This is a genomic window from Sinorhizobium numidicum (assembly GCF_029892045.1).
Classification (GTDB): Bacteria; Pseudomonadota; Alphaproteobacteria; order Rhizobiales; family Rhizobiaceae; genus Sinorhizobium; species Sinorhizobium numidicum.
The window spans coordinates 90,081-116,660 of the sequence record NZ_CP120367.1 but is presented as its reverse complement, the minus strand read 5'-3'; the positions used below and the strand labels follow the sequence as shown (position 1 = coordinate 116,660).

Below are 26,580 nucleotides of genomic sequence, written 5' to 3'. Positions count from 1 at the left end.
GGCAATGCGAGCAGCTAAGATAATGCTGCGGGGAGGCCGTTGTTCCTGAACCCTGCCGATGCGCACGTCTCATCCAACATGGGGCCGAGGCGATGTTCAAGGTGATCGCACTCATCCTGGCGTTAGGCGCAGTCCTGATCCAGGCAGCGGCAGCCGAGGAGGTCGATGTTGAGCTCCTGCTTGCCGTTGATATTTCGGGGTCGATGGACATGGAGGAAGCGCGCGTACAGCGCGCCGGCTATCTGGAGGCGCTCAGACACCCGGACTTCATCAACGCGGTGCAAGGCGGCCACCTGGGGCGCATCGCGCTCGGGTATTTCGAATGGGCTGGGCTGGTGAACGAGGATTCCGTCATCCCCTGGCAGGTGATTGACGAAGCCGAGGACGCCGAAGCTTTCGCCGCCAGGCTGCAAGTACGGCCCATCGGGACACGGCGCGCGACCTCCGTCTCCAATGCCATCATCTTCGGCGCGTCGCTTATCGAAGCGAATGAGTTCTCCGGCGAACGCCGGATACTCGACATTTCCGGCGACGGACCGAACAATTCGGGACCGCCGGTCACGCCCGTGCGCGCTGAAGCGCTGGCCCGCGGCATCATCATCAATGGGCTGGCGATTCTCATTCGGCCGTCGGCGTCTATTGGCCCTCTTGATCAATATTACGGCGATTGCGTCATTGGCGGTCCTGGCTCGTTCGTTCTTGCCGTGCATGAGCCGGAGGACTTCGGAATCGCCATTCGTCAGAAGTTGATCCTGGAAGTCAGCGGCCACTCGCCAGCCGCGAGTGTTCGCCTCGCAGCCGAAGAGCCTGCCACCGACTGCATGATGGGCGAAAGGCTGAGGCCTACCCCGCTGGACCGCGTCTATCCCGAGCAGAATCGTTAGGGAGCGCTTGTTGATTTCCTCGGCATCCACAACTGAGATCGAACGGCCAACATCAGAGCCAGCCGGCTTTCCTGAAGCGGTAAAATAGGAAAGAACACAGCAGCGCGATCGTTGCGAGCACCGCGAAATAGCCGTAGCGCGTTTCCAATTCCGGCATGTGCTCGAAATTCATACCGTAAATCCCGGCGATTGCCGTCGGGACAGCAAGGATGGCGGCCCAGGCGGCCAGTTGCCGGGTGATCGTGCCTTGGCGCTGCTGCTCCAGAAGGTTGCTGGCCTCGAACACCGAGGTGATGACCTCGCGCAGGCCGCTGACCATGGCCTCGACGCGCCGGACATGGTCAAGCACGTCGCGGAAATAGGGCTTGGCGTGATCGTCGATGCACGGCAAATCCAGATTTGCCAGCTTGCCAACCACCTCGGACATCGGTCCGAGAATGCGCTGGAACAGGATGACCTGCCGGCGCATACGAAAAATCCGACGGATCTCCTCGCGCTCGAGAAACGCGACCAGCATGTGCTTCTCCATCGCCAGCACCTTGTCCTCGATCGTCTGCACGACGGGCAAGTAGCCATCGACGATGAAATCGATGATCGCATGCAACACATAATCCGGCCCCTTTTGCATTAGTTGCGGCGAGGCCTCCAGTTGCGAGCGAAGCGCGCTGTGCGCACGCGCCGAGCCTTGGCGAACCGAGATGATGTAATGCCGGCCGACGAACAGCGCTGTCTGACCGTAGGCGATCTTGTCGCCCTCGAGGTGCGCGGTCTTGGCAACTACGAACAATTGCTCGCCATAGATGTCGACCTTCGGTAACTGGTGCGCATTGAGCGCGTCCTCGACGGCAAGCTGGTGAAGGCTGTAGGCCTGCTGAAGCGTCGCCATCTCTTCGGCCGTCGGGGCATAGAGGCCGATCCAGCAGAACTCATTGTCGTTGAAGGCGATCGGCGTGGGGAAGACCGGCAGTTTCTCCGCGCGCTTCCCATCCCGGTACATGAACGAGGCAACTACAGACATGAATTTCCTTCTTCTCTGCTTACGGCAGGATGGCCGAGTGGCCATGGGTTGAAATCCCTAGAGCTAATGGGAGAGCTATTCGCAATGTGCCACAGTGAACCGCCAGAACAATACGGTGAAACGGAATCCTGCCGCCGTTTACCCGATGATCGCTCCCACTACGCCTGACAGCGTTCGGAGCTCTCACGGGAGTCCGATTGTGGTAGGAGACCGGCAACGCCAGCGCCCGTCCTGGAGGGCCACCGCACCGCATGCAGGTTGGCGAAGCCGCATCGGGACGGCCCTGGAGCCCCCGATCCGCGGATCTCGGGAAGTCCACCTCGACACGCAAAGCCGCCGTTAAGCGCGTCCGCACCGAGCTTCCGCTCCCCACCCTTCTGCGACGGTGGGTGAACGCGAAAAAACGACCCTAAGCGGTCACACGTCCACCCGATTCGGAAGGACAGCAATGGCGCCGGAAAACGGACGCACAAGAAATGAGTACGGTAGCAATACACTGCGGGCGGCGACAAAATTGCGGTCACGGCCTAATGTTGATCTGATCTTCGAGACTGCGGCGATCCACCATCGGACGGCTCTGCGTTCTCGCATCCCTTCGTTCTTTGCCTGCTCGACGCCGCCAGGTTCAGCTCGAGCCGTAGGCTGCACAAGGAACTCGATCCGTTTCATAAATGCGCTGCCGTGGCGGCTGGAATATGAGCGCCGCAGCAGACTGGACCTTGTTGCCTTCCAAGACGAGAGTGTTCATCGACTACATAGCCGAGGTCTTCCAACGCGAACGATGGCCGGAGCGGTTTGCGGGATCGTTGACCTGACATCGGCGAGCGCTGCCCTTTTTTCGCAGCAGGATGGGAATCCGCCGGATGATTCTTCTGATCGCCATGCGGCTGTTCCACCATTCGCGTTGGACTTCTTGTTTCCACCGTCCAAGACGGATGGGAACCGGAAAGTTCGACCCATTGTCGACCTCCGGAATGCCGCCGCTATTTAGGCGCGGCGACCTTGGGGCGTCGCTCCTTCCTTCAAGCTGAAAAGGAAAGCGCCGCCTTCCTGAGCCGGCGATATCCCGGCCAACAGGGAGGGAGCGAATGCCAGGCAACAAGAAATCCATCGGGCGGGATCGCCTAAATGTCGCCTACGTTCGAAACCCCCGAAATGTTACCGGACTCGTGCAACGGGATGGCGCACGATCCCGCTTTAAGAAGACCCTGTTAAAAGTTTGAAATTAATCTTGCCATAGTGAAGCCCGCTGTTCGGCGGGTTTTGCTCTGTTCTAGGATCGGATCAAGCGTCCAGAAACGGCCTCGCTCCACTACCAGAACACGCCGTAAAACGTGAAATAGACAACTGCGTCGATGGCCAAGATAGAGGGATTTGGGATTTCAACCGGCCTGAAGCGGTGTCCGAAGCTGCAACATCCAATTTCAACACTTCGTTTTTAGTTTGTTGCCTCGCTGAACGAGTTGCCCCTTCCGGTTGGCTCTCTCGTTGGATCCCGGCAGAATGCCCGCGCGGCCAAGAGCAGCGTCTCTTCGTTCAACGGATAACGCCGAAAGTCCGCCAGCAGACAGTTCGCAAGCCGCTGAGCCTGTTTTCCGTTTCGAGGAATTCCGAACTCGGTGCAAACGATCTCGTATACGCACCGAAGAGCGTTCACTTCCGCCTCACTCAGCGCCGCAACTATATCGCTCGGATATCCGCGCATCGCCTAGACTGTAGCCTCTGGTGGGTTATTGAGAATACGCAGCGCCCGCCCTGCATTTTTGGGGCTGAGCCCTTCCATCTTCCAGGGGCCGACCTCTGCAGTCTCTCCCGTGAAGAGGTGATAGATCGTATAGGTTCCGTCTCCGTCGAAACGGCGGCCGTACTGATCGCGCTGTCCGGATCTGTTCGGCGCGCCCCCTTCGGATTCCCAAGCGCTGATGGCGAGCGCGTGCTCTTCGTGTTTGCTTTTCATCAGCAGCTCATTTTGCGGCAGTCGCCTGCGCCACAACTAGTACGGTTCTCAGTTATTGGGCGTCAGGCCCCGTTCAATCGGCTCCAGATTATCTTCGTTGCTCACGCGCTCTTGACCGAGTTCATCATTGCGCATGCGATACTGGGGCGAGTCGTCTCTCAAAGGGAGCTTGGCAGTGATGCGATAGGTTTCGGCCGCGCGGGGTGAAATATTTGCGCGATCTTTAAGGCGCACTGACAAGCCGATCGGGAATCGATGGCGACGCATTGAATGTTGCCTTTATCGTTCGGGTGACGGCGAGATTGCGGCTTCGTGGCGATCGACTGCTATCAGGCGTTCAAGCTCCTTAGAATCGATCGCTATCAGACGCATTCGGTATTTGTTCTCGGCCGTGGCAGGTAGCTTGATAAAGGTCGCCACACGGCGATAGGCGAGCCAGGAGATGCCCTCGATCAATTCCTCGTCTTCATCGACCTGGTAGTCGCCAGGAGCCACCATCTCACCGAGGTCAGGCATCCAGAATGGTAGATCGAAATGGACTGTTCGATGTGTCGTCCGGGCAAACATGTTGCCCTCCTTTTCTATGGCGTACTTTTCTGTGGCGTACGTGGGCGCGAGTTCAGCCAGGATGAGGCGGTTCGGCGCCAATTGCAGCGCGGACCAGCTCCTGTCGCTACAGCCTCATTGGACCAAGCCCGCACAGCGGGCCCGCACTTCGATAAGCGGAATCGAGATCGGTGCGTTTGGTGCATCGCCTCTGATGAAGCAAAAAGCAAGTGGGGCTTCAAAAACCATCACAATTTTCGTGGGCCTTGAATGTGGTTTTACTATGTTTTTTTTAAGTAAAATAATGCCTATTCAAAAAACAATGCTTAGATTCTTTAAATATAAGAGGGCTGATTTTTTCACCACCCACCCCAGATTTTCTGCGATCACTAGTTGAAACGTATTCTCGGGTGAACAGTTGAATTAGTGTTTACTTTAACTCTTTTAGGGCGCACCGTAACAAATCCGGATTGCCAGTGGCTCCTGGTCCGAGCACGGGCCCGCAACGATCCCGATAATCAACCTGATTAGAGGGGATGAAATCATGACATTCGATCAAGTCCTTGAGCGGACCAAACCCTACGCGATCGGTCTAGTCGTAGGACTTTTCGCAGCGCCGATCATCGGATTCAATGCTGGATGGATTACCACCACGACCGCCAGCACCCAGGCGGCCGAGGAGGCCAGAGTGACTGCGCTTGCGGGCATCTGTTCAAGTGCGGCAGGGCGAATGGCAACTGCCAGCAGCACCGACCTCGCAGCACTTAAGGGCTACGACAATCGTGCGAAGCGCGACGAACTCGTAGCAAACATTATGACCGATATCCAAGTTCCAGCGGACATCCTCGGCAGGGTCAGCACGAGTTGCAGTCGCTCACTGTCTTGAGGCGCGGTGATCCGGCACTTGGGCATCTCGACCAAACGAAACTTAGGAACTCGCAATGAAAAATCTCATTCCCGCCCGCTTCTATACCTACGATTTTACGCGCCTGTTGGTATCGCTTGCCTTGACTCTGGCGATTGCAGTGGTTGTCTATTCCGTCCTGTTCGGACGCATCCTGTAGTCTTCTGATCATGCGCGCATCGCTCTACTAAGCTCGAACGCAGGCACAGGTTGTAATCCTCGTGACGACCGGCTCGGTTCTCTCGGTCTTCATCAAGAACATCGGCGCGCCGGCGGTGAGGCAATCATCCGGCAACTCCGGCACTGGGAGTTCCTGGGCGACTGTCAGCACTTTGTCCGGTTTGCCGTCGTCCGGCGGCGTGTTCGCGAGAAATCAGGAACATTGAGACGCGGGCACCGTTTAGATTAAGAGCGTTGATGCACTGGGAGGTGATGATGAGAAAGCACTCCCGCGAGATATCGCCTGAGGTGCGCGCGGCTATCAGCGCGTTTCTGAGCGCATGTCAAAAAGAAGCCCGGCCGCTTGCGACCTCTGAAGCCCTTGGCGCAGTGCGGCGCGTTTTCCCTGATCTGGATATTTCGGATATCGACCTCATGGATGCCATCATCAGCGAAGCAGCGTTGGCGGGTTTCGACGTAGTCACCCCAGATCGTAAGTCCGCGGCGCGGAGGAGGGATTCACTTGAAGAATGGGATAATGAAGGCAGCGCAATCGAACAACCGCCGCGCAGCAAAATTCCGGGCGGGAGTAGCAATGACTCGGACGGCACGAGACGGCGGGCAAAAGCGACCAAGGACCGGAATGAGATGATCTAGCACGGCTCTAGCGAGCCGGCTCAGCAGTGTTTTGGACCTTTCGCGCATCTCAACCCCGGCTGACCCTGCCCTCTTGTGCCTGCGCAGAAGTCGGATCAATTGTTGACATTTGAATTTCAAGTGGCGGCTGGGAGTACGGGCAGCCCCGCGCCCTTCAGTTTACGTCCCGATAGCTGAGCAACGAAATTACGCCGACGACTACAACGACGATCTGAGCCATCTGCTTCATCGTCGAGTCAATCGGCAGTTTTTGCACGAGGTACAGCAGCAGGGCGATGACAAGGCCAGTGATCAGGCTGCTGATTATGATGCTGATTAAGATGGACATGCCCCAGGTCCTTTGAACGAACTGCCTTTTCGGCAGTGAAGGTGCAAATATGCCTGAGTTCTGTAATGCGAGGGATATCACCCGTGATATATTTTGCCCCTCGAAAAGCTCGCTGCCATCGGGCCCATTTCCATCGGGCAAAGGGGTGAATTTAAGCTTGACGAACTGTTTGCGGTCCCCGGTAACCAGCATGTAGAGCCTGCCCCTATCAAAAATGATGCTGTGATCAAGATCTTCATCCGCGATGTGAGGAGCCGAGAATGCTAGAAGGACCGAAGGAATTTGCAGAGAGCTCGAATGGCGACAAGTGGTTTCTCGAGCATGATCGGGCTGCGGGCGAGCATATTGTCATCCATCGCGCTAACATCGCCTCTGGTGGTACCGAGACGAGATGGTCGATATCCGGCTTTCTTGAGGTTGCCGGCGATCATCCTCAAGGGCAGGCGCTTCGCGAAGCTCTGCGCGACATTCGTTCTCTTGAAGGGGAACCAAGGAGCGAAGCCTCGCTTATTGAGCCGAGACCGTCGAGTTGGTTCCCCTGGTTTATCAAGTCCGATCGCGCTGAGGACTGAGTTCAGCTCGCACTCTCTTGGTAGGACAACGCCATCATGTGTTGCGTCAGGCTCGGTCATACGTAAACGAGATCAGCAGAGTGGTAACAAAATTGCTCACCCTTTCTTTGACGAGCACCTCCGTCCATTCATCGGTCGTGGGCGTAAATCCCTCAATGGCCAACTTGCTCGCGGTATAGGCCGAGGCGAATGGCATAGAGGCAAGCGCGACGCTGGAGGTCACATTGACGACAACAGCGGATCTAGTCGCGGACCTGCGGCATCACCGCTTGGGTCATCGCCATCGCCCTGAAGGTATTCGTCTCGGGGACCTTGCCGATATGAGACATCGGCTTCGTCTCAGACGCGCCGAGGGCGTTTTTTGGATCGCTACACGGCGTCGACCTGCCGGGACTGGCAAAACAGGTCCCGCCAGTCGTGCCGGACGGGGCACAGTTCCTGGCGCGATCCTTTACCTGCACCGCGGCTCACGAACCTACAGGCTCTACGTTCCCGCATCCGCACCCGATCGGCCGCGCGGCCTTGTCATCATGCTTCATGGCTGCAAGCAGGATCCCGAAGACTTTGCTGCAGGAACCGGCATGAACGCGGTGGCCGAGACGCATGGCCTGGCGGTTGCCTATCCCCGTCAAAGCGGGGCTAACAATGCGTCGTCCTGTTGGAACTGTTCAGACCCGTCGACCAGATGCGCGACGACGGGGGACCCTCGATCATTGCAGGAATTACGATGGAGGTCATGTCGGAATTTGGCCTCGATCGCAGCCGAGTCTTCGTGGCAGGCCTATCAGCAGGGGGCGCAATGGCGGCGGTCATGGGCGAGATCTATCCCGATCTATTCGGCCGCGGGGATTCATTCCGGCCTGGCCTACGCGTCGGCCAACGACGTCATATCAGCTTTCTCCGCGATGCGCGGCGAAGGCGGTCTTGCATCCAGTCCGAAGCGGCTCGCCAATGGGCACCGGCTCCGGACGATCGTCTTTCAAGGAAGTGCGGATCGGACGGTACATCCCTCCAATGCGGATCGAATCGTCGCGGCGGCAACGCCAACTGGCGCGGGATGGACCGTCCGGAAGGAATCCGGCCGATCCCCCAGCCGGACCTATGCAAGAACCATTGTCGTGGACACCGCGGGAAGGCCGGCGGTCGAATATTGGTTGGTGGACGGTGCTGGCCATGCCTGGTCCGGCGGCCATTCCGCTGGATCGTATACAGATCCGCATGGTCCGGATGCCTGTTCCCAAATGGTGCGGTTCTTCCTCGATGAGCAGGAATGAGGGCAATCGGCGGCCTGACGAATGCACCTATGCGGGTGCGCTGTCCGCACGGCGCGAGATATTGCCGCGGTCAAAAGGCCTCGATGAAAGCGGTCCCATCGATCGGCCTTCGATCCGCAAACATCAGGCGCCTCACGGCGACGTGCAGGACGGAACTGGTGACCATCGATGGAACATTGACCGTCGAAACCACCACGACCGGCACAACCTTCTGCCCAACACCCTTTGATGCGATCGCGACCCGAGATGTGGATCGTTCACCCTGAATAGGCTCGTGCAACATTCCTGGCAGCGATATTCGGGCGGAACCGACATGTCGCCGCATCAGTTTCAATCGCTCCGTCGCGAAGTCCCATCATAACAGACCCGTTCGACTGGTCGGCTTGATGATGTGGACGCCCCCGCACCGGCTGCGGCTATGATGCCGACCTGTCATCCGAAGCAGCAAGAGGAGCATTCACGATGAAGATCACGATCATGGGATTGGACCTGGCCAAGAGCGTGTTTCAGGCGCATGGCATCGACGAGACAGGCAACACCGTGCTCGTGAAGCGGTTGCATCGGAAGCAGATGCTGCCCTTCTTCTCAAAGCTACCATCATGCCTGATCGGGATGGAGGCGTGCGGAACAGCGCATCATTGGGCTCGCACGCTCGCGGCGATGGGGCACGAGGTCCGGCTCATCCCGCCGTCCTATGTGAAGGCCTATGTCAAGCGTGGCAAGAGCGACGCGCTGGATGCCGAAGCAATCTGCGAAGCCGTGCAGCGCCCGACGATGCGGTTCGTGCCTGTGAAGACGGTGGAGCAGCAGGGCATTCTCATGACCCACCGCGCGCGAGCGCTGCTCGTTCGCCAGCGCACCATGGTCGCAAATGCGCTGCGGGCGCATTTGGCAGAATTCGGCCTTGTCGCCAATCCCGGCATTGCCAATCTGGCCAAGCTGGCGCAGCAAGCGCTGTCCGATGAGGACGGCCTACCTTCTTATGCACGCACTTCGCTGGATATTCTGATCCGGCAGATCATGGTGTTTACCGATGAGATTGCGGTGCTGGATCAGCAACTTCACGCTTGGCATGTCGACAGCGAAGCCAGTCGTAGGCTCGCAGCGATCCCCGGCCTCGGCGTAGTCACGGCCACGGCTGTTGCTGCCACCGTCACCGATCCCGATCAATTCCGTTCAGGTCGGCAATTTGCCGCTTGGCTCGGCCTGACGCCGCAACAGCATTCGACAGGGGGCAAAACCCAGCTCGGTGGCATCTCCAAGCAAGGAGACCGATATTTGCGCCGATTGCTGGTTGTCGGTGCTACCGCCGTCATCCGTCACACGAAGGACAAGGCAACACCCATGGCGAATTGGATCAGAAAGCTCTTGGAGAAAAAGCCGTTCAGGCTCGTCTCCGTCGCGCTCGCCAACAAGCTCGCGCGGATCGCATGGGTCGTACTGACCCGAAAGGAAGCTTATAGGGCTCATGAGCTGACGGCCTGAGTTCGATCCCAGACAACCCGAATTGGTAACGGCAGTCGATGATGTGTAACGATCGAGCCAATGGTGAGGCCAACCCGTCTGATTCAATGCGCTTCAAAAGCGCGCCAGCTTGATCAGGGACCTCACCGGCGGATTTCCATCAGGGCCAGCGGTCAAACTCTACGCCGCACAAACAGGCCGGACATATGAAAGCAACCGATCAAACCATCCCCGACAAAAGGCCCTTGCCATAGGGGCGTCCACATATGAATCAAGTCGAACCGCAGACGCCGCGATCAGACAAGCAATTCATTCGACCGGTCCGTTGTTTGGCGCAAAGCAGCCATTTGGCACTTTTGCTGCGAATTTCCGGATTCCACCCGACTGAGACGATCGGAAGCCGGCGATACGCCGCCCAGCCGGGATGTCGGCTCCTATCCCTCGCCTTGAAAGGATTCGAACTGCAGATCCTGGAGTCTAGAATCGCAGCAATGCCATTCATGCAAAGGGGGAAACGCAGCCAAAAACCCGCCAACGAGCTTATCTGCTATTTAACGGCGGCGTCGGTGAAGCCTTCGAGTTCCGCCCCGATTGACGATAGAGCGTCTCCAATACTTAGCTTGGCCGCTGCCTTTCTTTTTTCCGGAAGCAGGCTAAGGCCCTTCTGGATCGCGGCGCGCCAGCTCTGACCTCTGCCCCAAGCTTCGGCAAAGACCTCTGCGAGTTCCTCTTGTCGGCGTGTGGCTTCCAGTGCCTCGATCAGGAGGCTGGCCTGATACACGTCCTTCTCCCGTTTCGCGATGCCGTTTACATCCCACTGCCTGCGGGAGGCGACGATCAGTTTGTGCACTGCATAGCGCTCCGGCGATGGCACGATCACAGGAACACCCGAGCGATGCAGCATGACAGTCCGGACGGGCTCATGGATTAAAAAATCGAGAAAACGCAATGGCTGTGCCGACGCCCCGCCAAGAGCGGGCATGGGGCTGGCATGATCGGCATAATCATCGGAACCCCGATTGGGTGTGAGGAATTCGACCCGGTATCGGGCGGCATTCTCGAACTGCGTGATCCTGTGCGGGTCTGATCGGTGTGGTATCGCCCTGAAAGTAGCGTCAACACTCTTCAGAATGTCGATGACGGGCGGCAGGCTGTCCTCGATAGTCGAGGACGCCGAATAATGCTGAGCGAAATCGGCGTCTCCGGTCTGCAACGAGGCTCCGGGCAGCCGGACACCCAGGTGTCCAGCATAGGTCTGGAATGCGACCGTGCCGACGAGAACACCGCGTAGGCGGAAGATGCCGGCTGCTCCCATGGCTGCGACCACGTCTCCCGTGAACCGGTCGGGACCCGCCAGCCCTGCCTCCCGGGTCAGGGTCGACACCAGTTTTCGACGACCGCGCAGATCATCCTTGATGCTTTGGAAACTCTCCACACGTCTTGCAATCTCCGGATCATCTGCCGGACCGACATATTTCCGTATTTTCTTTGGCTGGGTCTCCTCGAAATACCAGTAATATCTTCCCTTCACAGGAACCCGGACGAAATTGCCGGACGTGGAGAAATCTGTCTCAAACGACGCATCAAGGCTACGCTGAACGAGCTCCGCGAACATTGTTCGGTACATCAGGTCGATCATCTTCATCAGCAAGCTCGCTATAAGATTTATACAATTTTCTTATAACTGCACCTCGATTCGCTGGCAAGAGCCGCCTACTATAAGACGATCGTGAAAATCTTATAACTTGATCAGCTTCCCGATGATACATTATGCGATCTTCTGTAACGGGCTTTGCGTCAATCCCTTGTGCGCTTAATCCCTCGCCGAGGGCTTGCTTCTGTCCGCAGTCGGCGCTTTGCCGCTGCTCTATGGGGTCTGCTGAGGACCGGTTGGCCAAGCTTTAGCGGCGCAGTCACCGCGGGCTGCTGATCGCATAGCGGCCTAACCCATCCATCGTCCCGGCGAAGGGGCCTTGCTGCGGAGGCTGATGGCGGTGCCCGTCCGAAAGCCTGCCTTGTCGTCTCCTCCCGATCAAGCCGCCAGGGCTGGCGCTCCCTTATGCGCAATGAAGTTGGTTGTCTGATCGCGGCTCACGAGTCAATCGCGTTTGAGTATGCGCGATGAGCTCCGAATGCCAGCGCGGCACGGATTCGGCAACGTCATATGGCGCATTCATGTTCTTAGTCGTCGCCCAGCGCTCCATTTTGACGTGAGAGCAATCGTATGTCGGGAACAGGGTTGTCTTCGCGGTCGGTACAAGCCCGCCGCATGATGGTCTTCGCAGGCAAGGTCTTCCTATGTTCTGCGCGCAGTCTCTGGGAGCTGCCGCCAACTTCACGGAATGGCCAGACCTACGTCCACGACAGGGACGCCTTGTCGCGCCAGAAAGGTGATGCGCGGAGAGTAATCGGCTGTCAGACCTTCATTAATGCGTTGGTGCCGGCTGAAGGATTGAAGGTTTCTCCCGTCTTGAGCATGGTATGCATGATAACCGCGAGTTTGCGGGCGACGGCCACAGCCGCCCGCTTAAAGCCAAGCCGCTCGCGCAGCTTAAGTCCCCAATTCTTGAGACTGCTCTCAGTTCTGGCACTGGTTCTCGTCAGCAGCGTTGTCGCCGCTTCGTAAAGCAGCCGCGCAGCCGGTTGTCGCCTCTGCGTGAGATATGGCCGTCATAATCGACTTCGCCCGACTGATAGCGGCGGGTGGTCAGCCCGAGCCAGGCGCCAACCGAGCGCGAAGTTCGGAAGTTTTCCGGATCCTCGATGGCGGCGATGTAAGAGACCGCCGTAATGGCGCCGATACCTGGAACTGTCATCAACAACTTCGTAGCCGGGCTCTGCCGCGCCGCTGCAATGAGCTGACGGTCAAGAATGGCCGCACGCTTGCGAATATTGTGCCACGCATCAAGCAAGGGCAAAATGATCTGTGCCAGAGAAGTTTGCCTCTCCAGGAGCTCTCGAACATGGGTATCAAAAACCCGACCTGTGCCTTTGGGTACGATAAGGCCGAAGGTCTTCATGACACCGCGGATCTGATTGCCGAGTTGGGTTGAGAGATTCAGGAGCTGATTGCGGGCCGCCACCAACGCGCGGGTCAGCATAGCGTCAAACGACTTGACCCGAACCGCTTTGTAAAAGCCGGCTTCTGCGAGCTGCGCCAGACCATCGGCATCATTGGCATCGGTCTTGTTGAGTGTCTCGTTCAATACCTTTTGCGCGTGCCGCGCTTCAATGCAGATCGCCGGAGCCCCTTCGGCCGTCAGGGCATGGTAGAACCACGTCGACAGCGGCCCCGTTTCGAAGACGACGCGCCTGGCGTGCGGCGCGTGCTTGCGGATAAGCTCGGCCAGAAGCGTTGGGTCCGAAGGGCACTTTCCCCGCCAGATCCGCTTGCCGTCCTCCCGAACCGAGATTGCTGTGTCTTTCAATGAAACATCAAGCCCAATATACTGGTCCATGGTTGCTCTCCATCTGATGTTGGGCCCGGTTTCCCATCGTGAGCCCGTTTCACCATCTTATCGGGAGCAACCACCCCCGATAGCATCTGCTTGGGGCGGTCGCGCCGCGATTACCCCATGTTCTGTCCCTGAGCAGGCAATGCAACACCACCGCCAGCTTGCGGGCCAGCGCCACGCGCGCCTTTCTGGGACCGGCACGTCTGGCGACCGCCAACGCCCAGCCCTTCAGATCGGAACCTTTGACCGGTCGCGTCAGGATGACATTGGCCGCCTCGTAGAGCGCGGTGCGCACGCTGCCGTCGCCGATCTTCGAGATGCGACCGCTATGATCGGTGTCGCCCGATTGATATTTCTTCGGCGTCAATCCGAAGTGCGGCCCCACCGCGCGTGAGGAGCGAAATCGCTCCGGCGCATCGACGGCCGCGACAAACGTCAGCGCCACCAGGACGCCAACGCCTGGCGTCGTCATCAGCCGCTGTGCGTTCTCATCCTGGCGGGCGATGGCACGCAGCTTGCGCTCAAAACCTGCAAATTCATGCACAAGCGCGTCGCGCACCTTCAGCAGGGCCGTCGCGATCGCTTCCAGGGTCGAATGGCCTGCAATCAGCGCGCGGATGCGCGCCCCACGTAAGTGCGCCGCGTCGTCGCCCCGACCTTGAGGCCGAAGCCGCGCAGGATGCCCCGGAGGCTCATCTCGATGTCGTGAAGCTTGCCCGAAATGAGCTTGCGGGCGGTCAGCAGAGCCCGCACCTCCTGGGCGGCAAGAGATTTGCAGTGGACCGGTCTGAACCAGCCAAGCCGCATCAACTGCGCAATGCCCCGCGCGTCCTTCTTGTCGGTCTTCACCGGCATCGTCTTAAAGGCTGCACGCACGTGGCGCGTCTCGATCAGCTCGACGGAAAGACCTGCTTTCACCATCCCGGCATGGAGCCACTGCGACAAAGGGCCGGCCTCCAGACCAATGCGCTCCATCGCCACGCCGTGCGCGCCGAACCAGGCGATCAGCGCATCGGCTTCGCTGAGGATCTTTGCTTCCCGCACAATGCGGCCATCCGCATCCACCACGCACACACTGGCGTCTTCCAGTGATACGTCGATGCCGGCATACTGCTTCATGGTCGTCTCTCCGTGCTGCTATGGAGCAGGCCACTCCTGACTCCGCGACACCATCATTGTCAGGGACGACCACCGGCCCTTCAAACCTGCCGGGCCGGGTTCCGCCCGTTACACCATCTTTTCAGCACAAAACGGGAATTTCCCAGGATCAAAACCGAACAGAGACTACAGCAAGGTCCAGGTCGTTCGTTTGCGATCGCAACTACAGGTGACCGTCATCGAGGCATAACTTGAAAATTAAACTTGCTTCAGCGATGCTCTCTTTCTCACTCGGAGGGCAGTCATGGGCTATGTCGAGATTACCGGGAACGTTGATATTTCCCAGTATTGGCCGCATGGCGCGTCCGATGTCGATACACTAAAATTCATCCCCGATCTGACCACTGCGACCTATTTTTCAGACGGAGCGGCGTTGAAGGTTGGCGCGTTCTTCGAGCGGGGCGGCACCTTCCAGCCGGATGACAACGACCCAGGCGAAGAGAGATTCCGGTCGATCCTGCGCCGGAGCGGGGGCACTTCCTTTTCCGTGCGCCTGCAGGGCATCGATGCACCGGAGACCCACTACTCGCCGAACTACCGCGAAGGTATGTTCGACGGGGATTACGGCAATTGGATTGCCAAGCACCTGGCTCGGCAAATGTCCTATCGGCAGCCCTACGGCAAGCTGTCGACCGATTTCTTTGCCAATAGCCTTCGCTCCAAACTTGGCGTAGGCCCATTCGACAAGGACAGTCCGGATGTTCTAGTATCGGCGAAGCTGAAGATCTTCGCGGACAGCATCAATGGTGCGGCCGACGTCTACGGGCGCATCGTGGGCTATGTGACGCTCTCGCAGCATGGGCAGGACGTCGTGCTGAACGATGTCGCGTTGCAAGAAGGTTTCGCCTTCTGCTCGTTCTACGGCAGCATGACGGTCGCGGAAATGCAGCGGCTCACGGAACTCTATGCATCGCACGGGACGAGTGGGGCAAGGCGAGCACCGTTGCGCAGCAATCTCTCAAGCCACCTGCGCGATTTCGAGCCTGGGCTCTGCACGTCGCGGTCAATGCGGGACACCGACCAAGACGACAACGGCTCCAATTCAATCCGTGGTACGGATTCCTTCCGCTCCAAGTGCTTCGATCCCAAGCTCTACCGGCGCTGCATCGACTGGGTCGGTCGACGGGAGGCTTTGGGCGAGCCTACGACGCTTCTCGACTATATGCGCGGCAATGACGAGGAAGTCGTCATGCTGGCTGATTTCATCGCCGCCAACGGCGACTGGTCGCTTGCCCGGAAACTGTCGATGGGCTCCCTCATCGGGCCGGACGGCACGTTCCGCTACAAGCCGGGTGAAGTGGTGTTCGAAGCCCGGCCGGTGACGATCGTCGACAACCAGAAGCGGCCGCTGCCGGCGAGCTTCCTCACGCCCTACCCGTAGATTACCGGTAGCAGCAGCGTGGCACCGCTTATAGCTTCTCAGCAATCAGCTTCAGATTCGCGGCCGCGATCCTGACCTGAGCGGGGACGAGGTCTGTATCGGCGAGGATCGCTGCCTCGCGGGCAAGTTCGCGGGCGCGCTCCGGCCGCAACGGTGCGCGCGATGCTTTCGGAGGACGGAAGAGTGACATGACGGGTCAAGCCGAAGGATGCGCCCGCGCGAGAACCGTCGCTGTTGTGCTCGTTGTCGCAGGCGTCACTTTGGCCGCCGTGCAGGTGCAGAGGCCGTAGGCACTGATCGAGACGACCTACGGCCGTGTGCTCCTGATCAAGCTTGCTTCGGTAATGGGATTGCTCCTGCTGGCTGCAGCCAATCGCTGGCGTCTTACCAAGCGGGCAACGGCAGGCGATGGCCGCGCCACGAAGCGACTGGTTCGCTCGATTGCTGGAGAAACGGTGATCGTGCTCCTGATATTCGCGGTGGTAGCCTCCTGGCGCTTCACGCCGCCGCCGCGGGCCTTGGCAGCCGCAGCAGCTCAGCCCGCGACCGCGGCGCCCATCCACACCGACAAGGCGATGGCCTTCATTCAGGTCATGCCAGGACGTGCCGGCAACGTCGAAGTCTCGATCAACGTTCTAACCGGCGAGTTCGAAAGACTTGACGCCAAGGAGGTGACCCTTGTCCTTTCCAAGCCCGAGTCCGGCATCGAGCCGTTCAGGCGACCGGCGGTGCGGCGTGATGAAGCCGACTGGCGGATTGATCAAATGACCATCCCGCTTCCTGGTATCTGGCGTGTCCGCGTAGACATCCTGATCAACGACTTCGAAAAGGTGGTCTCAAAGGCAGGTCAGCATCGAGCCGTGACTCGAGTGGGCGGAGAGCTCACGACCGTCTTGCCGCTCAGCCTATCCGGACAAAGCCACTCATCGGTGACCAGAGCGGCGGCCGAGCGAGCGACGGCGCTTCGTCTCGACGACAAGACCGGCAGGTCTTTCAGCCGAAAGCTTTGCCTTGCTCTCTGCTCGTTTAGGGTCCAGTTTCGAAGTTGGTTCGGGCTCTGTTTTTGGCTCTGGTGATTGGGTGGTTTCTGCCTTCGCAAAACGAGCAAGCAGCCAAGCCTGGGCTGTTGCCGCATCTGCTTCTGTCACTTCACCGGCGGCTTTGCCCTCGAGATCGACGCGCATCGCGCCGGCGAGCAATTGCGCCAGATATTTGCCCGTTCTGGTATAGGCGCGCAGGGCTCTGCTCAAGTCCTCGTCGGACAATTCGCTATCAAGCGCGCGGATGTCTGCACGAATTCCGATCTTGAGTGGCTTCGGCGCGTTCGCATTGAAGGCATCAGGCCACTTTTCCGATAGATAGCCAAAGAGCGCCGAAGGTGATTTCCATTGTTTTTCGGTCGGCATGGTCAAGCCTCGTCAGATTAGTTGGTCGCGCAATGGGCCACCTCGTTAACATGAATGTGTGTCAAAGAACCCTCGGGAAATGGTAAGGGTCGGCGGCCCAGGCAACGAAGGCCGCGTTTGCCGACATCTCCTTGGTGGCGCGGGAAAACTAATGATGCGCACGACATGTGGGCCAGCACCGACGCACTGACCGGCAAGAGCGACCGCTTCCGGTCAGAAGTTGCCTGTTTAATGCCTCGCCTTGGAGGAGATTCGAGCCGCAGACGCCTGAAGTACGGATCGGGCATCGTGGACATCTCTGTTGCTGATGTAGAATGCTCCTTTCGTCCAGCGAAGGAGCGTCACGATGATTTCCAACCCGCAGCGGCTTCAACTTCTCGGCCATTCCGGAGCAACCCTGGCCGCCCGGCTCGATCTGCCCAATGGGGCCGTTACGCGCCTACGCACTGTTCGCCTATTGCTTCACCTGCTCTAAGGATTTGGCGGCAGCAGGCCGGATTGCGTCCGAGCTTACGCGCGAAGGCATCGCTGTCTTGCGCTTTGATTTCACGGGTTTGGAAGGGAGGCAACCATCCCATCTGCCAAGCGACAGCTGAAGTCGAACGAATATCAATGGTGATCTTCCGCTCACAACCGAATTTTTCGCTGTGAACGCTTACCTCCGTTGCCGGTTCCGGGACGAGGGGTTCTCCGGATTTCCGTCCCTCAAGTCGGCAGGCCGCTTGCCAGGGGCCGAAGCGGACGCCTGTCGGAGGACAAATGCGTAGAAGAGGAGGGACGATGCCGAGCCTGCCCATCGGCCCCTTGTCAGCTGCAGAATGCCGAGGCCGCAGAAGCCGAGCGCAATGAGTGAACTATTGAGAAGTCGCAGCCCACCGAACGCGTTCCAGAAATTCTCTGTGGCGGGACCAATGACGTTGCCCCTTATCGCCTGATAGAAGGCCAGGCTCGTCAGGCCAATTGTGGTTGCTCGGCTTCGCTCCACCGCAGCCACGCCAGGCGTCGACACTTCTACGCTCCGAGGGGGTGCCACGGCGTACGACAGCGGCGCGGATTCTTCCTGAAGATCGAATAGCTCGCGCCTGGTTGCGATCTCGCGGATCGAAGGCAAATCGGTCTCATGTTGGATAAGGATGCTTCCGGTCATCGGGTTCGCCCGCAAACCAGCAATCTCCGGATGTTCGGAAAGCCTCTCGACTGCCGAGCGGAAATAGGAGACGTCGCCACGGCGATCGGGAACTCTCACTCGCAGACGGCCCGACATCGAGTGTTCGATCGTTGCTGTCGGAAGCATCACCCGCCTCCTTGTCCAGACTCCTGCGCCGCTGCCTACGGGCGCATCGGCCGAACGGCAGATCCGCGACGGCAGAAAAATGGCAACCGCCTGCGTTTAGATCCGATGCGTAAACGAAAGGTAGAGGGCAGTTTCAACCAGTTTCGCATAACAAAGAGCCTTCCACCAGTGCAATTGCGTTCGGTGCGTATCCAGGCATCGCACGATTCCGACAGGTCCCAGCTCCCACTTCCGAGGGTCCAAGCGATCACTGACGCCCGCGACGGCGACGCCGGCTGCCCGATGGTGCCCGCGACTGTCATCAGGCCTTCACGTGTACCTATTATTGAGCTCCGTGAAACGCCCGCCTCGAGCGGCAGGCATCAAATCGCATGAAGCTAGAGGTACCTACATTGAACGCCCAGATCGTTCACTACACACCGGGCCGTCTGCGGATCAAGATTCCCGCCGCACGCCATCAGACCGCTTTTTTTGCTGAGCTGCAGCAAAGGCTTCTCCGTGCCGAAGGCGTCTTGAGCGTCACGGTCAATCCAACCGCGGCGAGCCTGGTAATCGAGCACGATGTTGGCATCGATCCGATCGCTGCATGCCGCAACATTCCGGGGTTGGCGGTTGGGTCGTCCGCTGCTCATCCCCTTGCCCTGGGTGTTGACAGTGGCAGGGCGTGCGACACGGATGTTGTATTCCTGGTGGCAAAGCTTCTGCCTCTCCTCTTCGGCGGACATCCCATTGCCCATCTGGCGGAAGTCCTTGGCGAACCGATACTTCGCGCGGCCGTCGATTCAATGATGCGGCCGAGGTCGTACCCATTGCCTGCAGTGGTACACCGGGAAGAGGAAGAACTCATCGCGATCGCCGCTTAGGGGGTGGTGCCGCGTCGCCGGGAAGGACCGTTCGCTCCGTCTTGCGGGTCCACACAAGGTCCGTCTCGACGGTATCACGCCCCGACTTCATCCATTCCATGGTGAGGAATGGAAGGGTTCCGCCGGCAAGGGTAATGAGGGCGTCTATTCCAGTAATCGGCGCGATCCCGAGGAGTCGTCTTAAGAACGGCACGAACAGGCCTGCGGTCTGAACGGCCATTGATCCGCCAATGATCAATGAAAGCGCATGGTTGGGCGGCCTCGACCTCGGACCAAAGATACTCTCGGAATCGGATCGCGACGTTATGGCGTGAAGCAGCTGGGCGATGACCAGGCTTCCGAAAGTCATGGTTCTCGTGCGCGGCGAATCCAGTCCATAGCGGAACGCGCCGAAAAGACCCGCTGCCATCGCCGCGCCGCCCATGATTGTGGCTTGGGCGGTCAAGCTGCCGAATTCTCTGCCCGGCAAGATCTCAGAGTCGCCTTTCTCCAGAGCCTGTCGAAGGATGTCGGGTTCAGGCGCTTCCATCGTCAATCCGATCCCGGGCAATACGTCCGAGATCAGGTTGATCCACAGAAGCTGCATCGGCGTGAAAGGTGCTCGCATGCCGATTGAAGTGCCCGCCAGAACCAGCATGATCTCGCTCAAATTGGTGCTGATCAGATAGCGAAGAGTCTTGCGGATGTTCCGCCGGGTCGTGCGGCCTGTCTCTATGGCCGGCGCGAGGCCGCCAAGGCCGTCGGCGTCGATGATGACGTCCGCGATTTCCCTGGCTGCACTCATGTTGTCCCGCCCGATGGCAATGCCGACGTCCGCGGCCTTCAATGCAGGTCCGTCGTTCACTCCGTCGCCGATCATCGCCACCCTCGCCCCCGCTTCTTGAAGGGAGCGAACGATTTCAAGCTTCTGGGAAGGGCTGACCCGGCTGAACGCCTGCGCACGCCGAGCGGTCAGCACAAACTCCTCCGAGCTCATGCCCTCGATCTCCGTCGAATCGACGATCGCCAGTTTACCTCCGCCGTTCAGTCCGACCCGCTCGCCGACGGCGGCGGCTGTCGCCTTTTGATCGCCGGTCAGCATAATCGTGTGAATACCGGCCTCGTGCAGTCTGCCCATCAGAGTGCTGACACCTGGCCGCAACCGATCGGCCATCCCCACCAGCCCCAGCCAGACGAGATCCTGGGTGTCCTCTGCAGTCGGCTTGGAGCCGCTCGTCTGCTTGCGCGCAACGCCGAGGACGCGCAGAGCCCGAGATGCCATTTCGAGATTTGCTTTTTCTATGGCGGCGCGTCGATCCGGCGTGAGTTCTCGCCGGGTGCCGTCCGGCCGGATTTCTGCGCCGCAGCGCCGGAGGACCTCGTCCGGACTTCCTTTCATGGCGATCAGCATCCCGTCTTCCGTCATATGTCGCGTTGCCATGAGGCGAGACACTTCGCTTCGTTGCTGGACCGATATTCGGGCAAAACGCCCTCGCAAGGAGGCAACGTCCACGCCGCTATCGAGAGCCGCCTCGATGAGGCAGCTCTCTGTGGGCGAGCCGCTTAAGTGCAGTCCTTTGTCAGCCCGAACAATCTCCGTGTCGTTGCAAAGGCAGCAAGTTTCCAACAGGCTGCGCAATGGGCCCTGCGGGTCCGCGCCGCTTCGCCTGACGTCATTGATCGGGTAAGCCTTGTCGCCGATCCTGATCGTCTCGACAGAGATGCGGCCGAAGGTGAGCGTGCCTGTCTTGTCGAAACACGCAACCCGTACCGCTGCAAGCGTCTCGATAGCATCCAGCTTGCGAATGAGAACACCTTCGCGTCGCAGCCTTTCAACTCCGAGAGCGAACGTGGTGGTCGCCACCATCGGCAGACCTTCAGGAACCGCGGCGACGGCAACGGAAAGCGCCGAGCGCGCCATCTGGAGAACACCCAGGCCACGCAGCCCTCCCACTAACACAAGGAATGCGCATGCGCCCAAGGTCAGCCACCCCAGGCATTGTCCGAGGTTCTTAAGCTCCCGTTGGATGGGCGTCTCGGGGGTGAGTGTTGCGCCGACAAGCCGCTGGATCTGTCCCACTTGCGTGAGCGACCCCGTGGCCACTACGATCGCATGTCCGCTACCTCCCGTCACGATCGTTCCGCGGTAGATCATGTTCGAACGCGCGCCGAGAGGCACCATCGACCTTCTGATGGTGCCGACAGTCTTGGAAATGGGTGCACTTTCACCCGTCAGCATCGCTTCGCTGACACTTAAGGCCTGTGCGTTCACAAGGCGCGCATCAGCCGGGACGACGTCGCCCCGTTGCACCGAGATGATGTCGCCAGGAACGATCTGCTGAACCGGGATGGTGGCAGTGACGCCTTCGCGTGTAACCTGTGCGGTTCGCGACCCCTTCGCTCCGAGGCCCTGGATCGTCCGTTCGGCGCGGCTTTCGGTTTGATAGCCGATGGCGGCGTTCAAGCCCACGACCGCGACGATCGCGGCGGCTTCAAGCACGCCACCTGTTAGAATCGAGATCGCAGCTGCGCCAAGAAGCATTGCCACCGGCAAGCTTTCAAACTGGCCCGCAAGAATGGTTGTGCTCGACCGTGGCTGGATGGAGTCGAGGACATTGGGGCCGATGCTCGCCAAGCGCCCGAGGGCATTATCTCTCGACAGTCCTGCATCCGCCGAAACCTCGAGCATGGAACTCAGTCGGCCGGGTGACACTGCGTGCCACTCGCGATGTGGTGCATCGCTTGGCGCGACGATCTCGCCGCGCAACAAAGCTGCGAGGTGGTCGATGATGGCATCGAGATCTGACGTTGCCTCGAACTCGACGAGGATTGTGCCGGTCAGATCGCTACCGGTGAGGCTGGACACGCCCGGCGCCGCACGGCCTCCGCGTTCAAGCAGGTCTTTGACCGCGCTTGATCCTTGCAAGCCGCCGACCTTCAGCCGGGCACGTCCCGGCACGGACGCGTGGATCGGGACGATGGAGACTGCGATGCGGCTGGAGGCTTTGGGCCTCCCAGGCTCGGCGAAGGTGTGCATCGCAGACTACCCCGGTGGCTCGCGGCTTTACAGCGAATACAAATCGATCATCGCCCTCAGGGAATTCCTATGGGCAACGCTTCGCGCGCCGTGGTGGCCCTCAAAGCCATCACGGCGACAAAAACGCTCAGACTAGCTGGTAGTGCGTGCGGGCTTGGCCGCCGGCGCAGGCGGAGTTGCGTTGGCTGCAGTTTCGGCCATTTCCGATCTGGCTTCGGCGACGAGGTCGGACGCTCTCTCGTTCATTTCGGCCACGGCGACTCGGGTTTGATCGTAGGCAACCAGACCCGCCTTGAGAAACGTCTTGGTGATCGGACGCAGCAGAGGGACCGCGAGCGGCGCCAAAACGAGGGCGCCGACTCCGATCGCCAGGCCCGTTACAATGTTCCCGCCTTTCAGTGCATCTTCGAGTATCGCCATTGAAGTTGCCTCCTTGTTTCTTCCCGCCGTCAGGACGCCTGGTTGAGGTCCCCGCCTTACGACGATCAGGAACTAGCCTTGGACCTGGGTTGCCCGCCGGCCGCTTTGCGTTCCTCTTCTATTTCTGCTCTGACCTCGGCAATCGCGTCGTCGGTGCTCTCATTGAGTTCGGCTACTGCCACCCTTGCGTGGTCGTAAGCTATCACACCGGCTTTGATCATTGATTTGGCAAAGGGCCTCAGGATAGGAGCGACTCTTGGCACAAGTAGACCTGCAGCGACGCCGATTACCAAGCCAGTGACGAGATGCAGCGCCATGTCACGCTCCTTTGAGGTCGTCTGGAGCATCTAACGATTTCGTGCTGGAATTGGTTAGTCGAACACCAAATTTTGTCGCAAGTTTGTCATCACCCTGTCACATTTCGCAGAGCGCGCAATTGCAGGCTCTGGTTGCAGAGGCGCCAATGAAGTCGCCATCAATGCGAGCTCGGACGACCGCCTCGCACGCGTCTGCGGACAGGCGAGGTCAACCGAGCAGTTGGGAAGCCAGGAAGATAAGGCAGCCGGCAAAGGCGCCGACGACGGTGCCGTTCATGCGGATATATTGCAGATCGCTGCCTACCACGAGCTCCAGGCGATCCACGAGCGTGTGACTGTCCCAGCTTCTGACCACCTCTTCCACAAACGCCCCGATTTCGTGACGCCAGGAGACAAGATAGACGGCAAGTTTCTCCAGAAACGCGTCGATGTGCTTCAACATTGCTTCGTCGGTCGCAAGTGCCCGGCCGACCAGCAGACAGAGCTTCTCCACCGCCATGCGCGCTTTCGAGGCCGGCTGAGACAGGTCTTCCAACACCGTCCGTGAGGTCTCGTGCCACACCGCTGCGATCCATGCCTGGACTTCCGGGTGCTCGAGGATGCGGTTTTTGAAGGCGTTGATCTGCTCGCGCTGCTCCGGCGAATTGATCAGCTCGTCGATCAGCTGGGTGAGCGCCTCGCGGAACTTCAGCCGAACCTCGCTTTCCGGCTCGCGCAAGTTGTTCAGAAGATCGGCGGAGCCGGTGACGATCGCGTCGGCGATCTTGCGGTCAATGGTCTTGGGAATCCACCAGCGACTCCGTTCCCGAACCAGGTGGAAGATTTGCTCTCGGTTTTCCTCCAGCCATTCAGCGGCAACGCCGAGGGCGCGCTCGAACAGGACGTCCGTCTCGCCGCTCGCCGTCATTATGTGGATGGCGCGGCCCATGACGGGCGCTATATCGGCCTGTTGCACCTGCTCACCGACAGTCCGCCGGGCGAAGTCCTGCAGGTCGCTATTGTCCAGGGTGCGAATGACGTAGGGCAGCGCCGCAGCGACGGTCTCGGCGAGGATCGGGGCGGTCGCAGGGGCCGCCAGCCAAGCCGCGAAGTGCTGCGCCACGTGGGCGCTCCGCAACTTCCGCAGCAGCACCTCCTCGGTGAGAAAGTGCCGCTCCAGGAAGCGGCCGAGCGTTCGACCGATGCGCTCCTGGCTGCTGGGGATGATCGCCGTGTGGGGGATTGGGAGACCAAGCGGGTGTCGAAAGAGCGCGGTCACCGCGAACCAGTCGGCAAGCCCGCCGACGATTCCCGCCTCGGCGGTGGCGCGCAGCAGCCTTATGACGATGCCGGGATCAGTGACGAAGTGGGTACCCACGAAGACAACGCCCATGGCGACGAGAAGCGATGTCGCCAAGGCGCGCTTGCGCTTGAGGCGACGCCGCAGGCCATCCTCGGCGACGGACGGAATGGTTTCCGGCGGTGGGGATGGGACGAGAGTGTCGAAAGAGCGAGAACGATCTGGTGACATGTCTCAACCTCCTCGCAGCAAACGGGTGTCCGGCGATTGCCGCAACACCTTCTCACTGCCCGGCGGCCACCTTAGGAAACAGGTGGCAAGAGCTGTCATGATGCCGAGCAACTAGGGCACGAATCTCGGTCGCGTGCCCAAGCCTGGGCCGATGATACTCCGGTTCCTTTCCGGCGGTCTCCCCGGCAGGTGGAGGTTATGCTGCCGGTCGCCTTTCTCAAAAGGTGAGCTTCGACGTTACTCAGGATCATCGGTCGGGCAAGAGTTCTGCTGACAATATTCGCACGCTCTGATCGACGGCATGGTCCGCAGGCTCGGGGAGTCGGAGAGTCGACTGTTCGCCGGCGTGCTCTGAAGCGGAATGTCACGGCAAACAGGATCTGCCACCCAAGAGCGATGCGTCGGCCGCCGGATCGGCCAGCGGTGTTCCCGCTAGTGGCTTCAAATGCGCACCAGGTACCGAAGTTGGTTCGCACATCTTTATCCGTAACGAGGCAGCCGGGAGAGTCAGCATCGGCCTGACCCGAAAGACGGACCGCGGCCGAAATTTAGGATCCTCCGCGCCTGATCCTAGGGACTGGGCGGGTCCGCGATCGCCCTCACCTGCGTTTGAAGGCTCATCCGATCAAGCGATTCAAACGGAAGATTAATGAAGATGGCGAGCCGCCGTTCGAGCTGCGACATAACATCGACAAATGCCTGCCTCTTCTCCCAGAGTTCGCCCTCGGCAAGAACCGGATCAGCACATCTCCAATGCGCCGTGACGGGAAGGCCTGGCCACTCGGGAAGCGGCTCTCCGGCCGCTGTGTCGCTGAGAGTGAACACGAAGTCCAATTCAGGCGCCCCAGCGGCTGCAAAGTCGCTGAAATGCTTGGGACGAGCGTCGTCGATCGGAAGATCCGCCGCGCGCAGAAGGCCCTGCACTATGGGTTCGATCGCCTCTGCCGGATCGACGGCGGCGCTGAACGCCTGGAATCGGCCCTGGCCAATCTTGTTGAGGATGGCCTGTGCCATAATGCTGCGCGCAGAGTTTCGGCGCGAAAGGAAGAGGATATGATAGCTGCGACCCTGCATCATTTTAGCCTCCCGCGATCATCGGTATGAAAAATCGGGGCACTGATCCTCCTTTTATGCGACGGGTGTGTGACACCCGCTGCATCGGAGCATTTAGCCGCGCTCAGTTTGCACTATGCGTGCTGCGCCCATCACGCGGACAAATCCTCTCCCGACGAAGGCGTCTGCTTGCCAGACATTGACGGCGCCAACTCCCTCGGGTCATCGTCGATCTCATCGGCGCGCGCTTCGTCCAGGCGATGCTTGATCGCTAACGCGTAGATCGTGCTCAGAATAGTCCGGTCCTTGAGATCGGGATCGGTCAGGGCCAACAGAGAAGCGCGGACGAGCTTTTTGCTCGAGGTCTTCGGGCAACGCTCGAGGACGAAATCATAGAGGTTCCTGTCGGAATGGCCCTGCATCGCGCCTTCCAGCAATGCTTCGTACAGCTTTCTGCGCTTTTCACCCATCACGACCTCCGCTTATCGACGCCGCGACTATCCGTCATAAAACTATCACAGACAAGCCGCGGGGAGTTGCATCGCAGCATTATTGTATGACTTTTTAACGCAGCTTTTCGCAACCGCTCGGCGGCAAGCGCGCCTCCGCTTCCCACAGAGGCCAACGCCGACCTGCGCGACGCAGGAGGTTTGATCGAACGGTTGGTGCCTCCGTTTCGCGCTGCTCAAGCGGCTGGAGCAACAACCGTGTCCGCGCTCATAGCTCTGAGCATTGCAGCCATGTGCGGGGGCGATGCGCGGCACGGCCATCCTCGCCTAGAAACTCGTGCTGACCGACCACTGCCCTGCCCATGCGCACCGCCATCCCGAACAGACCGACCGGACGATCTGGCAACCCTTCGAGGCGAAGCCGGCTGTCTGATCTCTTGCGGCAGCATTGAACAGAAGCTCGGGAACGGCGGGCAAATTCCACGCCTCATCTAC

The 26,580-nt window shown here is 59.5% G+C and carries 25 protein-coding genes and 5 pseudogenes; 12 read left to right on the top strand and 18 right to left on the bottom strand.

Features of this window, described 5'->3' with window-relative positions:
* Positions 1 to 92 precede the first annotated feature (92 nt).
* Positions 93 to 884 (top strand): DUF1194 domain-containing protein, encoded by a 792-nt coding sequence (locus PYH37_RS00580; RefSeq protein ID WP_280731537.1) that lies wholly within the window; start codon positions 93 to 95, stop codon positions 882 to 884.
* A 52-nt stretch (positions 885 to 936) separates the two neighbouring features.
* Here the strand turns inward: PYH37_RS00580 and corA are convergent, their stop codons facing one another.
* Positions 937 to 1,902 (bottom strand): magnesium/cobalt transporter CorA, encoded by a 966-nt coding sequence (gene corA, locus PYH37_RS00575; protein WP_280731536.1) that lies wholly within the window; start codon positions 1,900 to 1,902, stop codon positions 937 to 939.
* A 707-nt stretch (positions 1,903 to 2,609) separates the two neighbouring features.
* On the opposite strand from corA, the pseudogene PYH37_RS00570 reads away from it, so the two are divergent.
* Positions 2,610 to 2,717 (top strand): annotated as a pseudogene (locus tag PYH37_RS00570) (LysR family transcriptional regulator); the annotation flags it as partial.
* An 893-nt stretch (positions 2,718 to 3,610) separates the two neighbouring features.
* Here PYH37_RS00570 and PYH37_RS00565 read toward each other — a convergent pair.
* Genes PYH37_RS00565 through PYH37_RS00555 form a run of 3 tightly spaced genes read right to left on the bottom strand, consistent with a single transcriptional unit; the run spans position 3,611 to position 4,426 of the window.
* On the bottom strand, positions 3,611 to 3,859 hold the full coding sequence (locus PYH37_RS00565; protein WP_280731535.1) for a hypothetical protein: 249 nt from the start codon (positions 3,857 to 3,859) through the stop codon (positions 3,611 to 3,613).
* Between the two features lie 48 nt (positions 3,860 to 3,907).
* Positions 3,908 to 4,126, bottom strand: coding sequence for a hypothetical protein (locus PYH37_RS00560; protein ID WP_280731534.1), 219 nt, complete (start codon positions 4,124 to 4,126; stop codon positions 3,908 to 3,910).
* A 12-nt stretch (positions 4,127 to 4,138) separates the two neighbouring features.
* Entirely contained in the window at positions 4,139 to 4,426 is a 288-nt protein-coding gene (locus PYH37_RS00555; protein ID WP_280731533.1) for a hypothetical protein, read from the bottom strand.
* Positions 4,427 to 4,949: 523 nt separating this feature from the next.
* Between PYH37_RS00555 and PYH37_RS00550 the strand changes: the two genes are divergently transcribed.
* From PYH37_RS00550 to PYH37_RS00540, 3 genes are all read left to right on the top strand, one after another.
* Positions 4,950 to 5,291, top strand: coding sequence for a hypothetical protein (locus tag PYH37_RS00550; protein ID WP_280731532.1), 342 nt, complete (start codon positions 4,950 to 4,952; stop codon positions 5,289 to 5,291).
* Between the two features lie 55 nt (positions 5,292 to 5,346).
* Positions 5,347 to 5,469 carry a hypothetical protein gene (locus PYH37_RS00545; RefSeq protein WP_280731531.1) on the top strand — a complete coding sequence of 41 codons (123 nt, stop codon included), beginning with the start codon at positions 5,347 to 5,349 and terminating at the stop codon, positions 5,467 to 5,469.
* 275 nt (positions 5,470 to 5,744) lie between these two features.
* Positions 5,745 to 6,125: a hypothetical protein gene (locus tag PYH37_RS00540; RefSeq protein ID WP_280736693.1), complete on the top strand. Its 381-nt coding sequence runs from the start codon at positions 5,745 to 5,747 to the stop codon at positions 6,123 to 6,125.
* A 154-nt stretch (positions 6,126 to 6,279) separates the two neighbouring features.
* Here PYH37_RS00540 and PYH37_RS32150 read toward each other — a convergent pair whose 3' ends face one another.
* The gene (locus PYH37_RS32150) at positions 6,280 to 6,441 is read right to left on the bottom strand and encodes a Thivi_2564 family membrane protein (protein WP_342394645.1); all 162 of its coding nucleotides are present in this window, start codon (positions 6,439 to 6,441) and stop codon (positions 6,280 to 6,282) included.
* A gap of 272 nt (positions 6,442 to 6,713) precedes the next feature.
* Here PYH37_RS32150 and PYH37_RS00530 point away from each other — a divergent pair, with 272 nt between their 5' ends.
* The 3 genes from PYH37_RS00530 (at position 6,714) to PYH37_RS00520 (ending at position 9,784) form a co-directional block, all read left to right on the top strand.
* Positions 6,714 to 7,025 carry a hypothetical protein gene (locus PYH37_RS00530; protein WP_280731529.1) on the top strand — a complete coding sequence of 104 codons (312 nt, stop codon included), beginning with the start codon at positions 6,714 to 6,716 and terminating at the stop codon, positions 7,023 to 7,025.
* Between the two features lie 320 nt (positions 7,026 to 7,345).
* The gene (locus PYH37_RS32315; protein WP_425336085.1) at positions 7,346 to 8,299 is read left to right on the top strand and encodes an extracellular catalytic domain type 1 short-chain-length polyhydroxyalkanoate depolymerase; all 954 of its coding nucleotides are present in this window, start codon (positions 7,346 to 7,348) and stop codon (positions 8,297 to 8,299) included.
* A gap of 462 nt (positions 8,300 to 8,761) precedes the next feature.
* On the top strand, positions 8,762 to 9,784 hold the full coding sequence (locus PYH37_RS00520; protein ID WP_252746836.1) for an IS110 family RNA-guided transposase: 1,023 nt from the start codon (positions 8,762 to 8,764) through the stop codon (positions 9,782 to 9,784).
* A 526-nt stretch (positions 9,785 to 10,310) separates the two neighbouring features.
* Here the strand turns inward: PYH37_RS00520 and PYH37_RS00515 are convergent.
* From PYH37_RS00515 to PYH37_RS00505, 3 genes and pseudogenes are all read right to left on the bottom strand, one after another.
* On the bottom strand, positions 10,311 to 11,408 hold the full coding sequence (locus PYH37_RS00515; protein ID WP_280731528.1) for a nucleotidyltransferase family protein: 1,098 nt from the start codon (positions 11,406 to 11,408) through the stop codon (positions 10,311 to 10,313).
* A 770-nt stretch (positions 11,409 to 12,178) separates the two neighbouring features.
* Positions 12,179 to 13,221 (bottom strand): annotated as a pseudogene (locus PYH37_RS00510) (IS110 family RNA-guided transposase).
* 49 nt (positions 13,222 to 13,270) lie between these two features.
* Positions 13,271 to 14,337, bottom strand: a pseudogene (locus PYH37_RS00505) (IS110 family RNA-guided transposase).
* A gap of 283 nt (positions 14,338 to 14,620) precedes the next feature.
* Here PYH37_RS00505 and PYH37_RS00500 point away from each other — a divergent pair.
* A complete protein-coding gene (locus PYH37_RS00500) occupies positions 14,621 to 15,757 on the top strand; it encodes a thermonuclease family protein (RefSeq protein WP_280731527.1) in 1,137 nt (378 codons plus the stop codon).
* A gap of 28 nt (positions 15,758 to 15,785) precedes the next feature.
* On the opposite strand, the gene PYH37_RS00495 is transcribed toward PYH37_RS00500, so the two are convergent.
* Positions 15,786 to 15,947 carry a hypothetical protein gene (locus tag PYH37_RS00495; protein ID WP_280731526.1) on the bottom strand — a complete coding sequence of 54 codons (162 nt, stop codon included), beginning with the start codon at positions 15,945 to 15,947 and terminating at the stop codon, positions 15,786 to 15,788.
* A 154-nt stretch (positions 15,948 to 16,101) separates the two neighbouring features.
* Between PYH37_RS00495 and PYH37_RS00490 the strand changes: the two are divergent.
* A pseudogene (locus PYH37_RS00490) lies at positions 16,102 to 16,191 on the top strand (hypothetical protein); the annotation flags it as partial.
* A gap of 201 nt (positions 16,192 to 16,392) precedes the next feature.
* Here PYH37_RS00490 and PYH37_RS00485 read toward each other — a convergent pair.
* Both PYH37_RS00485 and PYH37_RS00480 read right to left on the bottom strand, forming a co-directional pair.
* The gene (locus tag PYH37_RS00485; protein ID WP_280732544.1) at positions 16,393 to 16,521 is read right to left on the bottom strand and encodes a hypothetical protein; all 129 of its coding nucleotides are present in this window, start codon (positions 16,519 to 16,521) and stop codon (positions 16,393 to 16,395) included.
* 159 nt (positions 16,522 to 16,680) lie between these two features.
* Positions 16,681 to 17,163 carry a ProQ/FinO family protein gene (locus PYH37_RS00480; protein ID WP_280731525.1) on the bottom strand — a complete coding sequence of 161 codons (483 nt, stop codon included), beginning with the start codon at positions 17,161 to 17,163 and terminating at the stop codon, positions 16,681 to 16,683.
* Between the two features lie 346 nt (positions 17,164 to 17,509).
* Between PYH37_RS00480 and PYH37_RS00475 the strand changes: the two are divergent.
* A pseudogene (locus PYH37_RS00475) lies at positions 17,510 to 17,720 on the top strand (osmotically inducible protein C); the annotation flags it as partial.
* A 98-nt stretch (positions 17,721 to 17,818) separates the two neighbouring features.
* On the opposite strand, the gene PYH37_RS00470 reads toward PYH37_RS00475, so the two are convergent.
* On the bottom strand, positions 17,819 to 18,457 hold the full coding sequence (locus PYH37_RS00470) for a hypothetical protein (RefSeq protein WP_280731524.1): 639 nt from the start codon (positions 18,455 to 18,457) through the stop codon (positions 17,819 to 17,821).
* Between the two features lie 371 nt (positions 18,458 to 18,828).
* Here PYH37_RS00470 and PYH37_RS00465 point away from each other — a divergent pair, with 371 nt between their 5' ends.
* Positions 18,829 to 19,320: an HMA2 domain-containing protein gene (locus PYH37_RS00465; RefSeq protein WP_280731523.1), complete on the top strand. Its 492-nt coding sequence runs from the start codon at positions 18,829 to 18,831 to the stop codon at positions 19,318 to 19,320.
* Here PYH37_RS00465 and PYH37_RS00460 read toward each other — a convergent pair.
* The 6 genes from PYH37_RS00460 to PYH37_RS00435 form a co-directional block, all read right to left on the bottom strand.
* Positions 19,301 to 22,336 carry a cation-translocating P-type ATPase gene (locus PYH37_RS00460; protein WP_280731522.1) on the bottom strand — a complete coding sequence of 1,012 codons (3,036 nt, stop codon included), beginning with the start codon at positions 22,334 to 22,336 and terminating at the stop codon, positions 19,301 to 19,303. The two genes, PYH37_RS00465 and PYH37_RS00460, sit on opposite strands and share 20 nt — an antisense overlap.
* A 132-nt stretch (positions 22,337 to 22,468) precedes the next feature.
* A complete protein-coding gene (locus PYH37_RS00455) occupies positions 22,469 to 22,756 on the bottom strand; it encodes a DUF5132 domain-containing protein (RefSeq protein WP_280731521.1) in 288 nt (95 codons plus the stop codon).
* 65 nt (positions 22,757 to 22,821) lie between these two features.
* Positions 22,822 to 23,073 (bottom strand): DUF5132 domain-containing protein, encoded by a 252-nt coding sequence (locus PYH37_RS00450; RefSeq protein ID WP_280731520.1) that lies wholly within the window; start codon positions 23,071 to 23,073, stop codon positions 22,822 to 22,824.
* Positions 23,074 to 23,281: 208 nt separating this feature from the next.
* Positions 23,282 to 24,583, bottom strand: coding sequence for a DUF445 domain-containing protein (locus tag PYH37_RS00445; RefSeq protein ID WP_280731519.1), 1,302 nt, complete (start codon positions 24,581 to 24,583; stop codon positions 23,282 to 23,284).
* Positions 24,584 to 25,153: 570 nt separating this feature from the next.
* Positions 25,154 to 25,660 (bottom strand): arsenate reductase/protein-tyrosine-phosphatase family protein, encoded by a 507-nt coding sequence (locus tag PYH37_RS00440; protein ID WP_280731518.1) that lies wholly within the window; start codon positions 25,658 to 25,660, stop codon positions 25,154 to 25,156.
* Positions 25,661 to 25,788: 128 nt separating this feature from the next.
* Positions 25,789 to 26,106 (bottom strand): hypothetical protein, encoded by a 318-nt coding sequence (locus PYH37_RS00435; protein WP_280731517.1) that lies wholly within the window; start codon positions 26,104 to 26,106, stop codon positions 25,789 to 25,791.
* Positions 26,107 to 26,580: the final 474 nt, after the last annotated feature.